The following is a 13,693-nucleotide window of genomic DNA, read 5'->3' as shown; positions in this document are numbered from 1 at the left end:
CACTTCGACAGGGGAGCGTGCGCATGGGGGACCGGGCGGCCGTCATCGCCATGGAGCAGCGGGCAGTGGATCACGCCTACGCCTGCTACGAGCAGAAGTTCGCCAAGAACCGCGAGCTCAAGAACAAGACCTGGGACGTGACCGACTCGGAGGCCGGCACCAGCTTCATTCCGGACGTCCCACCCGAGATCAGGTACAACGACGACCTGGGCGGTGAGGCGCTGGTCTTCCAGCGGGTCGACGTCACCGAAGTGGAAGACGAGCCCCTCAGGACCTACTACATCGGCCGCCGCACGGTACGCGATTCCAACGGCGATCCGATCGTTCTGGCATGGCAGGCGCACACGGTCAACACGTGGCAGCTCGCCCGGCCGGACGCGCCGGGCGACGTCAGGCTCCGCCGATCGCTGAGGTGCGAAGGCCGCCTGGTTCAGGACTACCGGGACGAACTCCTCATCGTCGTTCCCCAGCGTGATCCGGCGGACGCCGCTCCCGAGACACCCGTTCCCGCGCCGGAACCCGAACGGATGCCGGATTTCCTGCTCGACGATCTGGAGCGTGCCCGCGACGGGAGAATGCGGGACATCGTCGAGACGATCCGCCAGGAACAGCTCCAGCTCGTGACCGACGAGCCTAAAGGGCTCCTCGTCGTCCAGGGCGGCCCCGGCACCGGCAAGACCGCGGTCGGTCTCCACCGGGTCTCGTGGCTGCTCTACAACAAGGTGTTCAAACCCGAGGAGATCCTCGTCGTCGGCCCGCACCAGGGCTTCTTCACCTACATCAGCCGGGTGCTGCCCTCACTCGACATCGGTGGCACCACCATGCTCAGGTTCGACGCGGTCTGGGCGGATCAGTCGCAGCGCACCAGCCGGTCGCCGGGGACCGACACCCTCCAGGCCGCGGCGGTGAAGTCCGACGGCCGGATGGCCGACGTCCTACGCCGAGCCGTGAACAACCTCGTCCGCGTCGACGCGCTGACGCGGCTGCTGAAGGACGACGAGCTCAAGATCTTCTTCGAAGGCGTCGAGCTGACGATCCCGAAGGAAGACGTCCGGTCGCTCGTCGAGTCCGACGATCAGGCGATTCCGTTCCAGATGCGACGGCAGCGCTTCACGAATGCCCTCGTCGACCGGCTGATGCACGCCTTCGTCGAAGCCAGGCGACAGTCTCTCGACTCCGCGCTTCGTAGCCGTATCAATCGCCATCGGGCGGTGGCGGGGCTGATCCACTCGATGTGGCCGCAGGTGACGGCGGAGAGCGTGCTGCGCAGCCTCCTCGGAAATCCGGAGACCCTTCGGGCCGCCGCGGACGGCATCCTCGACCAGGAGGAACAGCAGGCGATCCACCGCCCTCAGGCCGCACGCGTCTCCGAAGAACGCTGGTCGATCGCGGACCAGGTATGCCTGGAAGAGCTTCGTCTTCTGATGACCGGAGACGGGCCACCGCGCCGCTACCGGCACATCGTGATCGACGAGGCGCAGGATCTGACACCGATGCAGGCCCGTTCGCTGGCCCGCCGGTGCCCCAGCGGCTCGATGACCGTCCTCGGCGACCTCGCCCAGGCCACCGGGGTACATCCGTACGGCAGGTGGAACGAACTCGCGGAGACCCTCGCGGGGCCGGACGGCTGGCACTTGGAGGAGTTGACCGTCGGCTACCGACTGCCGGACGAGGTCATGCGCCTCGCCGCGCCGCTGGCGGCGTACATCGCGCCGAGCATCACCTTTCCCGAGTCGATCCGGCCTGAGGGTGGAAACCCGATCCGATTCATCCAGGTCACGGCCTCGGAGCTGCTCGACAGCGCACTGTCAGAGGTCCTTGCCCTGGCCGCCGCCGAGGCAGCGACCGACCGGTCCACCGCGCTCATTCTCCCCGACGACGAAGACCTCATCGAGCAGGCTCGGTCCAGGCTCGCCGAGCGCAGGGAAGACCCACTGGGCGCCGTACAGGTGCTCTCCTCCTCGGAGACCAAGGGTCTCGAGTTCGACCATGTCGTCGTGGCGGAACCTGCCGCGATCGCACGCGAGGCCGCCGGTGCACGGCGGCTGTACATCGCCATCACCCGCTGCACTCAATCGCTGACGATCGTGCACGAAGAATCGCTCCCCGGAATCCTCACCGGGGAGACCGAGCCGGAACAGGATGAGACCGTGACCGCTGAGCCGATTCCCGCCGTCGAACCTGCCGACGAGGACGGGAAGGAGCCCACCGAGAGGCCGAACGACTTCGAGGGCTTTGTATCCGCGCTGGAGGATCGTGTCCGCACGGAACGCCAGTGTCACGTGCACGAGCGAATCCGGCACCTGCTGATCGGCGAGCTCTACGGGGCACGGCTCAAGCCGACGACGGATCTGCCGACGATCGATGTCTCCTGCAAGACCGCTTCAGGCACGATCCTGTACGAGGTCCTGGGCGAAGGCGGTCACACGTACCAGCGCATGCGCGAAGCCGTCCTACGGATCGCCGAAGTGCAGTACGCCGAAGGGATCATCCCGAATCACCGCTTCCTGGTCCTACCACGATCACCGGCCGAGTCCTGGGCGGCCGATGTGGTCGGAGAGGCGTTTGGAATCTGGACCATCTGGCGCACTGACGACGGCTGGGGCGGGCATCTCGTCCCGCTGGCCCTCGGGCAGGCCTGATACGACGCAATGGTGCCGTGAACGGACGTTGCCGGCTCGATCCACTCAGTGGGGATCCGGTCTCCGCGGGTGCTGGACCACGGGCCGCGTCACCCGTACGACCTCCAGTAGCTCACCCAAGCCCTGGAAATCGTCGGGGTTCGTGGTGAACAGCGGTAGTTCTTCGGCGATCGCCACCGAAGCGATCATCAGGTCTGCGACCCTCCGGCGTGGCTTACGGCCTGCGGCAACGACCCCTGCGGTGACTTTGCCGAAGGCCCTCGCGGCCTCGACCCCGAACGGGATGGGGTCGAATTCGTGCTCCACCCGCTGCAGCACGTCGAGCCGTCGAGCACGCTCGGCGTGCTCGACGTAGTCTCCCTGTTCGCTGTTGGGCCGGACCTGGTGCGGGCCCGCCGACAGTTCAGCGAGTGTGATCGCACTGATCGCCATCTCGTCCGGCAGTTCGGCAGGGTCGATCCAGCTCCGCAGGATCACGATGTTCGTGTCGAGCAGACCCTGCGGATGACGTTCAGCGCCCATAAGGGTCGGCCGCCTCGTGATCGAGCGCGGCGTCCTGGTCGGCCCGGAACGCGTCGAGGTCGATGGCGGAGGCACCACGCGACATCGCGGCGAACTCCTCACGGGGCACGAACCGGCGGCGCCGACGCAGAGGGATCAGTTCACCGATCTGGTGACCGTCCCTGGTGACCGTGAACGCCTGCCCGTGCTCGACAGCGTCCATGATCTCTTTGGAGCGGTTCCGCAGATCTCGCTGGGTGATCTCAGGTTGCGCGACCATATCTCGATGCTATGGCCCTGTGGCACGAGGCGCCACCGGGTGCTGCAAGTCGTGAGGCTAGACCAAGACCTGGGTGATGGGGAGGGAGGAGTCGGCGGGGAGGCCGAGGTCGGAGGGGGCCAGGCCGGCGGCGACGAGTTCGGAGCCGAGGGCCGCGACCATGGCGCCGTTGTCCGTGCACAGCTTCGGCCGGGGCACGCGGAGCTCGATGCCCGCCTTGTCGCAGCGCTCCTGGGCGAGGGCGCGCAGCCGGGAGTTGGCCGCGACGCCGCCGCCGACGAGGAGGTGGGACACGCCGTTGTCCTTGCAGGCGGCGATGGCCTTCTTGGTCAGCACGTCGACGACCGCCTCCTGGAAGGCGGCGGCGACGTCGGCGACCGGGACCGGCTCGCCGGCGCGCTCCCGGGCCTCGACCCAGCGGGCGACCGCGGTCTTCAGGCCGGAGAAGGAGAAGTCGTAGGTGCCGTCGTCGTACTTGCCGCGCGGGAAGAACACCGAGCCGGGGTCGCCCTCGCGGGCGGCGCGGTCGATGTAGGGGCCGCCGGGGAAGCCGAGGTCGAGCACGCGCGCGACCTTGTCGAACGCCTCCCCCGCCGCGTCGTCGACGGTGGCGCCGAGCGGGCGCACGTCCGAGGCGACGTCGGGGACGAGGAGCAGGGAGGAGTGGCCGCCGGAGACGAGCAGCGCGACGCAGGGCTTCGGCAGCGCGCCGTGTTCGAGCTGGTCGACGGCGACGTGGGCGGCGAGGTGGTTCACGCCGTACAGCGGCTTGCCGAGGCCGAGGGAGTACGCCTTGGCGGCGGCGACGCCGACGAGGAGGGCGCCGGCGAGGCCGGGGCCGGCGGTGACGGCGATCGCGTCGATGTCGTTCAGGGTGACGCCCGCGTCGGTCAGGGCCCGCTCCACGGTCGGCGTCATGGCCTCCAGGTGCGCCCGGGAGGCGACCTCGGGCACGACGCCGCCGAAGCGCGCGTGCTCGTCCACGCTGGAGGCGATCGCGTCGGCGAGCAGCGTGTGGCCGCGGACGATGCCGACGCCCGTCTCGTCGCAGGACGTCTCGATCCCCAGGACCAGGGGTTCGTCCTTCATCTTCCTACTCCCTGTCCGGCGGGCACTCCGCTCCGCCGCGAGTCACGGACCATCACGATGGCGTCCACGCCCGATGGCTGGTAGTAGCGCTTGCGGACGCCGACCGGGGTGAAGCCGAACCGTTCGTACAGCCGCCGGGCCCGGTCGTTGTCGGCGCGGACGTCGAGGAACACCTCGGGGCAGCCGCGGTCCGCGGCCTCGTCGAGCAGCGCGGTCAGCAGCCGGGCGCCGTACCCCCGTCCCTGCAGCTCCGGCCGTACGCCGATCGTGAGAACGTCGGCCTGGCCGCCGGCGGCGGCGAGCCCCGCCCAGCCGGCGAAGCGCCCGTCGTCGTCCTCGATCACGACGTAGTGCCGCGTGCCCGTCCGATCGGCGAGCTCCTCGCGGTACGCCTGCTCCGACCAGGTCTCCTCGGGGAACAGCACGGGCTCGAGCGCGAGGACGTCGGGAAGGTCGTCCGCGGTCATCGCGCGCAGCGTCACGGCTGCGTCACCCGTTTGCGCGGTCCGGGCTCGCGGGCGTCGGGCTTGCGGAGGTACAGCGGGACGGGCTCCAGGAGGTCGGGGCCCGCTCCGCCGGACAGCCGGGTGATCACCAGGTCGGCGAGCGCGGCCGCGGACGGCAGCGCGGGCTGCTGCCCGGCGAGCGTGTCGGCGTACAGCAGGGCGCCCTCCCCGATGGCGGGCAGGCCCGGCTCGGCGGCCTCGGCGGGCTTGCCGACGGCGGGGCCGGTGACGCGTTCGCGGGCCGAGGCGTACGACGCCCAGTAGACCTCCTTGCGCCGGGCGTCGGTCGCCGCGACGAAGGGGCCGGTACGGCCGGACTGCCAGGCGAGGACGTCGAGCGTGCAGACGCCGTGGACCGGGATGCCGAGCACGGCGCCGAGCGCGCGGGCGGTGGTGAGGCCGACGCGCAGGCCGGTGTACGGGCCGGGCCCCACGCCGACCGCGATGGCCGTCAGATCGGCACGGGTCGCCCCGGCCTCGTCGAGGACGGCCACGATGGCGGGGGCGAGCACCTCGGCGTGCCGCCGTCGGTCGACCGCGTTGGACTCGGCGCGCAGCCGGACACCGCCGGAGACGCCCTCGCTCAAGGCGACGGTGACCGCGGCGGTCGCAGTGTCAAAAGCCAAGACCAGCACGACCTACGAGCGTAGCGCGCCCACGACGTCACTCTGACCGGGCGGCGCCGTTCAGGACTGGGACTGCAGCTTGGAGATCACGTCGCGGGCGGCGGAGAGGGCGCCGTTGGTGGCGTCCGAGGAGGAGATCGGCTTCATGTCGCCGTCCTTGTCGTCACCGCCGGAGAAGTGGACGGTGACGAGGACGTTCGCGAGGCGGGCGTTGGCGACGGCGTCCCCGATGTCGTCGTTGTCGACCGTGTAGACGACGTACGCCTGCTCGCCGACGCCGCTGACGCCCCGGCTGTCGCGCACCTTGACCGTGTCGGCGAGGTCCTTGCCCGCCCGGTCGGAGTCCCACTCGTCGCCGAACGTCCGGGTCGCCACACCGGTCGCGCCGGTCGTCCCGTCGCCGGTGAGGGCGCGCAGTTCGACGGTGAGCTGCCGGCGGTCGTTGCCGTAGATGCTCCAGGCGCACTCGCTGTGCCGGTCGGCATCGGTCGCCTGGTCCATCTCGGTGCGCTCGGCGCCCGGGGTGAGCTGGTCGGCGACCTTCTGGCTCAGCGCGGTGCAGGCGTCCGGGACGACGTCGCGCTCCGAGCCGTCGGGCGCGCTCATCGGTCCGGTCGTGGCCCGGTCCGCCGTCGTACGGGCCTTGCCCGGCCGTAGGAACGCCAGGGCCGCGACGGCGCATACCGCGACGACCACTGTGAGGACGCCCGCGACGGCCCAGACGCGTCTGCGGCGTCCGGCCGGGCGGGGGGCTCGACGGCGGCCACTCACCAGATCTCTCCCCCTCGACCCCGTATGTCCTGATTCGCCAGGAAGATGAGATTTACTGGTGAGGGTATTGCATGATCGCGACTACGTCTGCGCCCGAACCGGAACGGACCGGTCCAAATGTCTAGATCAGAGCACGGGATCGACCGGTGAGTCCGCCCAGCGGCCGCCGACACCGATGATTCGGACGGTGCGCTCCTCGGTCTCCCCGCGCTCGATCATCACCTCGAGCCGGTCCTCGGACAGCTCCTCGACCATGCCCTCGCCCCACTCGACGACGGTCACGGCGTCCTGCAGGTCCAGGTCCAGATCGTCGACCTCGTCCAGGCCGCCGAGGCGGTAGGCGTCGACGTGCACCAGCGCGGGCCCCCCGGCCAGCGACGGGTGCACCCGCGCGATGACGAAGGTCGGCGACGTGATCGGCCCGCGGACCTTGAGGCCCTCGCCCAGGCCCTGGGTCAGCGTCGTCTTGCCCGCGCCCAGCGGCCCGGACAGCACGACCAGGTCTCCGGCGCGCAGCGCGGCGGCCAGCCTGCGGCCCAGCTCGCGCATCGCCTCGTCGGTGGGTACCGGGATGGGTTTCACGCCGAACGCTCCTCCTCCGCGACGGGGCGAACCCGGTCGATCAACCGGAGGAGCGCCCTGGTGACGACCTCAGGATGCTCCATCATCGTGACGTGGCCGGCCTCGGACAGCTCCACCAGCTCGGCGTCGCCCAGGATCTCCGCGATCAGCCGCCCGTGCGCGGCGGGCGTCAGCCGGTCCTCGTCGCCGACGACGACCAGCGCGGGCAGGCCCTTGATGACCTCCAGCGCCGCGAGCTTGTCGTGGGCGGCGAGCGTCGGGTAGAACTCCGCGATCACGTCGATCGGCGTCGAGCGGATCATCTGCTCGACGAAGTCGACCACCGACGGGCTGACGTGCTTGTCGCCGAACGCGATCCGGCGGGTGACCATGAAGGCGACGTCGGCTCCGGCCCGCCGCCCGCGCTCGACCAGGTCGGCGCGCTTGCCCAGGCTGCGCGTCACCCGGGGCAGCGCCGCCTTGAAGACCTTCCCGAACGCCATCGGCAGGCCCAGGCTGAGCTCCGCCAGCTCGCCCGAGGACGTGTTGATCAGGGCGACGGCGGCGATCCGGCCGTCCTCGAACAGCTCCGGGTGGCTGTCGGCCAGCGCCATGATCGTCATGCCGCCCATGGAGTGGCCGACCAGGACCACCGGCGTTCCGGGGTCCACGGTGGCCTCCAGGACCGCGAACAGGTCCGCGCCGCACTGGTCGACGGTGGCGTGGGTCAGGTCGCTGCGCCCGGACCGGCCATGGCTGCGCTGGTCCCAGAAGACCAGCCGCAGGTCGCCGTCGCGGCCCAGGTCGCGCCGCTGGTAGTGCCAGCAGTCCTCGTTCAGGCAGTAGCCGTGGCAGAACACGACCGTCAGGGGGGCGTCGTCCGGCCCGTCGATCTCGACGTGCAGGGGCACGCCGTCGCTCGCCTCGACGGTCAGCGGCCGGCCGTGCAGCTCGCCGAACGGCTCGCCCGCGTCCGGGTCCGGGATCAGCCGGGCCCGCCCGACGGCGTACCTGCGCGCGGCGACGACCGCGCCCACGCCGACGGCGCCGGCCGTGCCGACCGCCGCACTGATCAGCCCGATGCGTTTCTTGTTCAATGGGGGATTCCTTCGTACACGCGGGAGACACGTGCGCCGATGCGGGTGACGATCTCATACGAGATCGTGCCGAGCAGGTCGGCCCAGTCCTGCGCGGTGGGCTCGCCCCGGTCGCCCGGGCCGAAGAGGATCACCTCGTCGCCGGCGTGGATCTCGTCGTCTCCCACGTCGATGACGAACTGGTCCATGCAGACCGTGCCGGCGATGCGCCGCCGGCCACCGGCCGCCCAGACCTCCAGGAGGTTGGTGCCGCTGCGCGGGATCCCGTCGGCGTACCCGAGGGGAACGACGCCGAGCGTGGTCTCCCGGGCGGTGGTGTACTTGTGCCCGTACGACACGCCCGTGCCGGGAGGAACGCGCTTGGTGACGATGATCCGCCCGGTGAGCGTCATGGCGGGCCGGAGGCCGAAGTTGTGGTCCTCACGCCCGTCGGAGGCCGGGTGCGCGGGGATCGGGCTCAGGCCGTACACCGCGATGCCGGGCCGTACGAGGTCGTAGCGCGCCTCCGGGATCGTCAGCGTCGCCGCGGAGTTGGCGATGTGCCGGACCTCCGGGCGAACGCCGGCCTTCTCGGCGAACTCGACGGCCTCGTCGAACGTCCTGAGCTGCGCCGCGATCGACGGGTGGCCCGGCTCGTCCGCGCACGCCATGTGGGACCAGACCCCGACCACCTCGACGTGCCCGTCCGCCTGGGCACGGAGCGCGGCGTCGACCACCGGCGGCCAGTCCTCGAGGGTCGCCCCGGCGCGGGACAGGCCGGTGTCGATCTTCAGGTGCAGGCGCGCCGTACGGCCCGCGCGCACGGCGGCGGCCGCGATGTCCTCGACGACGCGCACCGAGCTCGCCGACAGGTCGACGTCGGCGGCGACGGCCTCCTCGAACGGCTCGCCCGGCCCGTGCAGCCAGCACAGCAGGCGCGCGTCGATGCCCGCCCGCCGCACGGTCAGCGCCTCGGCCAGCGTGGCGACGCCCAGCCGGGAGGCTCCGCCCGCCAGCGCGGCGCGGGCGGCCTCGATGATGCCGTGCCCGTACCCGTCGGACTTGACGATCGCCATCACCTCGGCGCCCGCGGCCTTCTCGCGGAGGACGCCGATGTTGTGGCTGATCGCCGCCAGGTCGACATGCGCTGTTGCGGGGACGTTCACCATGGCTTCCAGTGTGGCAGCCGCCGAGGTGAGCTCCGGCCATCCGCGCCCTCGTCGTGGCGTCACCCGGACAGGGTGCGGAACGCCTCGGGCAGGGCGTCGAGGACGTCGTAGGCGCTGATCGGTGCGGGGCCCTCGCCGTACGGGTCGGCCGACAGCCGGGCGGCCAGGCCGTGGAGGTACGCCCCGGTCGCGGCCGCGTCGATCGCCGACATGCCGCCGGCCAGCAGCGCGCCCGTGAGCCCGGACAGCACGTCTCCGCTGCCCGCCGTCGCCAGCCACGGCGTGCCCGTGGGGTTCACCCGTACGGGCCGGTCGGCCTCGGCGATGAGCGTCGTGGAGCCCTTGAGCAGCACGGTGGCGCTCAGCTCCTCGGCGGCGCGGCGTACGTGCTCCAGCCGCCGCGCCTCGACCTCGCCGGCGTCGGTGCCCAGCAGCCGGGCCAGCTCCCCGGCGTGCGGGGTCAGGACGGTCGGCGCGGACCGCCACAGCAGGTCGCGGTGCCGCGACAGCACGGTCAGGCCGTCCGCGTCGACCAGGACGGGCAGATCCGTGGCGAGGACCTGGGCGAGCAGCGCCTCGGCCCGCTCGTCCGTGCCCAGTCCGGGCCCGGCGACCCACGCCTGCACCCGTCCGATCCCGTCCAGCGAGTCCCCGATGACCGTGGTCACGGACTCCGGCCAGCGGTGCCGGACGAGCTCCACCGGGTGTTCGGACGAGGCGAACCGCACCATGCCGGCCCCGGCGCGCACCGCCCCGCCGACGGCGAGGACGGCCGCCCCGGTGAACGTCTCACTCCCCGCCAGGACGCCGACGACGCCCCGCCGGTACTTGTTCGACTCGTTGGTCGGGCGCGGCAGCCGTCCGGCGACGTCCTCGGCCAGGGGCGCGCACACGTCCGGATCGGCGAGGTACGGCCCCAGCCCGATGTCGACGAGTTCGACCACGCCGGCGTGCTCGGCGCCCGGGTCGACGAGCAGGCCGGGCTTGTACGTCCCGAACGTGACGGTCACGTCCGCGCGGACCGCCGGCCCGGCGACCTGCCCGCTGCTCGCGTCGATGCCGCTGGGCAGATCGCAGGCCACGACGATCGCCGCGCTGTCGGCCGCGCGCCGGGCCAGGCCTGCGTACGGCTCGCGCAGCCCGCCCCGGCCGCCGATGCCGAGCATGCCGTCGATGATCAGATCGGCCCGGCCGATCGCCTCGGCCACCCGCCCCTCGTCCGCGACGGGCAGCGCCTCGCCTCCGGCGGCGCGCAGGTCGGCCAGCCCGCCCTCATGGCTCTTCGGCCCGGCGAGGATCGCGGTGACCCCCGCGCCGCGCCGCGCCAGGCCCGCGCCCGCGTACAGGGCGTCGCCGCCGTTGTCGCCGCCGCCCACCAGCAGGACGACCCGCGCGCCGTACACGCCGAGGCCCGGCTCGCCGTGCGGCCGGCCGCCGCGCAGGATACGGGCGCACACCGAGGCCAGGCCGGCCGCGGCGCGCCGCATGAGCGTCCCGTCGGGCAGGCGGGCCATCAGCGCCTGTTCGGCGGTCCGGACCTTGTCGACCTCGTGCGCGTACCGCATCACGCTCGCCTCCTCATCGGACGTTCTCCGCCACCACCATCGCGACGGGCTCCTCCTCGGATGCTCCCCGCCACCACCGCGAGGGCTTCTGACCGGATGCCCTCCGCCGCGACGGACTCCTCATCGGGTGTTCTCCGCCACCACCATCGCGACGGCGACTCCTCCGTCGTGGCTGAGCGACAGGTGCCAGGTGGTGACGCCCAGCCGTTCGGCCGCCTCCTGGACGGTGCCCGCCACGTGCAGGCTCGGGCGGCCGTCCTCGGCGCGGCGTACCTCCGCGTCGGTCCACCGCAGCCCGGGCGGCGCGCCCAGCGCCTTGGCCAGGGCCTCCTTCGCCGCGAACCGCGCGGCGAGGGACCGCGGGGGCAGCCCGCGCTCGCGGTCGGTGAAGAGCCGGTCGGCCAGGCCCGGCGTGCGCTCCAGCGACCTGGCGAACCGGGCGACGTCGACGACGTCGACCCCCACTCCGACGATCACTCGACCAGGTTTATCACTCCGGGACCACGGGGGCCCGGTGGACGTGGTCGACGGCGGGCGCGCTGGGGTGGTCGATCAGCCACTGGATGCGCTCGCGGGTCTTCTCGTCGACCGGCGTGTAGACCGCCATGCGGGTCTCCGGCGTGGCGGTGACGGCGAAGTTGACCACCGACATCCGGATCTCGCCGACGGCGGCGTGCCGGAAGTGCTTCACGCGCGTCGAGGGGACGGCGACGTCCTGCGCCGCCCACATCTCCGCGAACTCGGGGCTCGCCGCCGACAGCCGCTCGACCAGCCCGGTCCAGGACGGCTCCCCGAGGTGCCGGGCGAACGCCGCCCGGAACATCGCCACCATCTGCGGCAGCTCGGTGTCGCGATTGATCATCTGGCTGCAGCAGTGCGGGGTCACGAACATCCGCCACAGGAGGTTACGGGGGTGAGCCTCGCTCGCCCGCAGGACGGCCGGCCAGATCGCCGAGTAGGCGGTGTTCCAGGCGAGCACGTCGTACCGGCTGGACATGACGGCGGCGGGCAGCGGGGCGAGGCCGTCGAGGACCGTCTGCACCTCGGGTTCGAGCCGGTCGTGCACCGGTGGGCCGGGCATCGCGGGCACGTCCGCCAGGTGGTACAGGTGCTCGCGCTCGGTCCGGTCGAGGCGGAGCGTACGGGCGATCGCGTCGAGGACCTGGACGCTCACGTTGATCGGCCGGCCCTGTTCGAGCCAGGTGTACCAGGTGACGCCGACCCCGGCGAGCTGGGCGACCTCCTCGCGGCGCAGCCCCGGGGTGCGCCGCCGCAGCCCCGCCGGGATCCCGACGTCGGCGGGGGTGATGCGCTCCCGCCGGCTGCGCAGGAAGGCGGCCAGCTCGGTCCGCCGGCGGGAGGTGGTCGTCACGGTCACCCGTCCATGGTGCGGTACGCCGGGCGGCCGTGCCAGGTGCTGTCAACACCAGTATCAGTGGGCTCTCACCACCCGTATCGCTCCACCCGCAGGCTCGGCGCATGGCCCAGATCACTCTCGACGCCCCCGCGGCACAGGCGCCGGTCCGCCGCGGCGGGCTGCTGACGCTCATCATGCTCGGGCAGTTCATGGCGGTCCTCGACGTGACCGTGGTCAACGTCGCCGCCCCCACCATCCGTACCGACCTGCAGGCGTCCGGCGCGGGCCTGCAGCTCGTCATCGCCGGGTACACGATCGCGTACGCCGTGCTGCTCATCACGGGGGCGCGGCTCGGTGACATCCTCGGGCACCGGCGCGCCTTCCTCGGCGGGCTGGCGGTGTTCACCGCGTCGTCCCTGGCGTGCGGCCTCGCCGGCAGCACCGGCCTGCTCATCGGGTTCCGTCTCGTCCAGGGAGCGGGCGCCGCGCTGATGGTCCCGCAGGTGATGAGCCTGATCCAGCGGAACTTCACCGGCGCCGCACGGGCCCGTGCGCTCAGCGTCTACTCGGCCGTGCTGTCCGGCGGCGCCGTCGCCGGCCAGGTGATCGGCGGCGCGCTCGTCAGCGCGGACGTCCTCGGCACCGGCTGGCGGCCGGTGTTCCTGGTGAACGTCCCGATCGGCGTGGTGCTGCTGATCGCCGGGCCGCGCGTCCTGCCGGGCGACCGCGGCGAGCGGGGCCGGCGACTGGACGTCCCCGGCGTGCTCGGCCTGTCCGCGGCCGTCGTCTGCTTCGTCGTGCCGCTCGTGCTCGGGCACGAGGAGGGCTGGCCCGGCTGGGGCTGGGCCATGCTCGCCGGCGGCGTCGTCGTCTTCGGCGTCTTCGTGGTCCTGCAGCGCCGCGCCGCCGCGCCGCTCATCCCCGGCCGGCTGCTGCGCACGCCCGGCGTCCTGGCCGGCGGCATCACGATCTTCTTCGCCATGGGGACCTTCGGCGGCTTCCTGTTCAGCCTGGCCCTGCACCTGCAGGGCGGCCTGGGCGACAGCCCGCTGCGGGCCGGGCTGTCCTTCATCCCCGGTGCAGGCGGGTTCGCCCTCGCGAGCCTGAACTGGCGGCGGGTGCCCGCCCGGTGGCACCGCCTGATGGTCCCGGCGGCGTTCGCCGTCGCGGCCCTCGGGTACCTGGGCCTGGCGGTCTTCCAGTCCGGCGGCACGGGGCTGGAGGTGGCGATGGCGCTGACCGGCCTCGGCCTGGGCGGGGCCTTCAGCCCCATGCTGACGCTCGCGCTCGGGCAGGTCCCGGTCGCGGACGCGGCCGACGCCAGCGGCCTGCTCGTCACGATGAACCAGCTCGCCCAGGTGGTGGGCGTGGCGACGTTCGGCACGGTGTTCCTGAGCGTCGCGCCGCCGACCGGCCACGCCCTGGCGGTGACGAGCGTCGCCCTCGCCGCGACCGCCGTGCTGGGCGGCTGCTGCTCCATCCTGGCCGTACGCCCCCGGCGCACCGCCTGAGGCGAGGAGCCGTACGACCTCGGCGCGCCGGCCGAGTCC

At 72.4% G+C, this 13,693-nt stretch carries 14 protein-coding genes; 2 read left to right on the top strand and 12 right to left on the bottom strand.

Features of this window, described 5'->3' with window-relative positions:
* Positions 1-23: 23 nt before the first annotated feature.
* Positions 24-2,642 carry a HelD family protein gene (locus NE234_RS15405; RefSeq protein ID WP_252780936.1) on the top strand — a complete coding sequence of 873 codons (2,619 nt, stop codon included), beginning with the start codon at positions 24-26 and terminating at the stop codon, positions 2,640-2,642.
* Between the two features lie 45 nt (positions 2,643-2,687).
* Here NE234_RS15405 and NE234_RS15400 read toward each other — a convergent pair whose 3' ends face one another.
* The 12 genes from NE234_RS15400 to NE234_RS15345 form a co-directional block, all read right to left on the bottom strand.
* Positions 2,688-3,164: a type II toxin-antitoxin system VapC family toxin gene (locus tag NE234_RS15400; RefSeq protein ID WP_252780935.1), complete on the bottom strand. Its 477-nt coding sequence runs from the start codon at positions 3,162-3,164 to the stop codon at positions 2,688-2,690.
* Entirely contained in the window at positions 3,154-3,423 is a 270-nt protein-coding gene (locus tag NE234_RS15395) for a type II toxin-antitoxin system Phd/YefM family antitoxin (RefSeq protein WP_252780934.1), read from the bottom strand. The genes NE234_RS15400 and NE234_RS15395 overlap by 11 nt, the downstream gene beginning before the upstream one ends.
* A 57-nt stretch (positions 3,424-3,480) precedes the next feature.
* Positions 3,481-4,512: a tRNA (adenosine(37)-N6)-threonylcarbamoyltransferase complex transferase subunit TsaD gene (gene tsaD, locus NE234_RS15390; RefSeq protein WP_252780933.1), complete on the bottom strand. Its 1,032-nt coding sequence runs from the start codon at positions 4,510-4,512 to the stop codon at positions 3,481-3,483.
* On the bottom strand, positions 4,509-4,979 hold the full coding sequence (rimI, locus tag NE234_RS15385) for a ribosomal protein S18-alanine N-acetyltransferase (protein ID WP_252780932.1): 471 nt from the start codon (positions 4,977-4,979) through the stop codon (positions 4,509-4,511). Before rimI ends, tsaD begins: the two co-directional genes overlap by 4 nt.
* Positions 4,980-4,990: 11 nt before the next feature.
* Positions 4,991-5,653: a tRNA (adenosine(37)-N6)-threonylcarbamoyltransferase complex dimerization subunit type 1 TsaB gene (gene tsaB, locus NE234_RS15380; RefSeq protein ID WP_252780931.1), complete on the bottom strand. Its 663-nt coding sequence runs from the start codon at positions 5,651-5,653 to the stop codon at positions 4,991-4,993.
* Between the two features lie 51 nt (positions 5,654-5,704).
* Positions 5,705-6,415 (bottom strand): hypothetical protein, encoded by a 711-nt coding sequence (locus NE234_RS15375; protein WP_252780930.1) that lies wholly within the window; start codon positions 6,413-6,415, stop codon positions 5,705-5,707.
* Positions 6,416-6,541: 126 nt separating this feature from the next.
* Positions 6,542-6,964, bottom strand: coding sequence for a tRNA (adenosine(37)-N6)-threonylcarbamoyltransferase complex ATPase subunit type 1 TsaE (tsaE, locus tag NE234_RS15370; RefSeq protein WP_252780982.1), 423 nt, complete (start codon positions 6,962-6,964; stop codon positions 6,542-6,544).
* Between the two features lie 29 nt (positions 6,965-6,993).
* A complete protein-coding gene (locus NE234_RS15365; protein WP_252780929.1) occupies positions 6,994-8,073 on the bottom strand; it encodes an alpha/beta fold hydrolase in 1,080 nt (359 codons plus the stop codon).
* A complete protein-coding gene (alr, locus tag NE234_RS15360; RefSeq protein WP_252780928.1) occupies positions 8,070-9,221 on the bottom strand; it encodes an alanine racemase in 1,152 nt (383 codons plus the stop codon). The genes NE234_RS15365 and alr overlap by 4 nt, the downstream gene beginning before the upstream one ends.
* Before the next feature lie 59 nt (positions 9,222-9,280).
* Positions 9,281-10,786, bottom strand: a complete 1,506-nt coding sequence (locus NE234_RS15355; protein WP_252780981.1) for an NAD(P)H-hydrate dehydratase — start codon at positions 10,784-10,786, stop codon at positions 9,281-9,283.
* Between the two features lie 120 nt (positions 10,787-10,906).
* Positions 10,907-11,263, bottom strand: a complete 357-nt coding sequence (locus NE234_RS15350; RefSeq protein ID WP_252780927.1) for a holo-ACP synthase — start codon at positions 11,261-11,263, stop codon at positions 10,907-10,909.
* Positions 11,264-11,276: 13 nt separating this feature from the next.
* Positions 11,277-12,164 (bottom strand): helix-turn-helix transcriptional regulator, encoded by an 888-nt coding sequence (locus NE234_RS15345; protein WP_252780926.1) that lies wholly within the window; start codon positions 12,162-12,164, stop codon positions 11,277-11,279.
* Positions 12,165-12,265: 101 nt separating this feature from the next.
* On the opposite strand from NE234_RS15345, the gene NE234_RS15340 reads away from it, so the two are divergent.
* Positions 12,266-13,654, top strand: coding sequence for an MFS transporter (locus tag NE234_RS15340; RefSeq protein WP_252780925.1), 1,389 nt, complete (start codon positions 12,266-12,268; stop codon positions 13,652-13,654).
* Positions 13,655-13,693 lie beyond the last annotated feature (39 nt).

This window comes from Actinoallomurus rhizosphaericola, assembly GCF_024055675.1.
GTDB lineage: Bacteria > Actinomycetota > Actinomycetes > Streptosporangiales > Streptosporangiaceae > Actinoallomurus > Actinoallomurus soli.
Note: the sequence above shows the minus strand (reverse complement) of the source record. Positions and strands in the feature narration are given on the sequence as shown.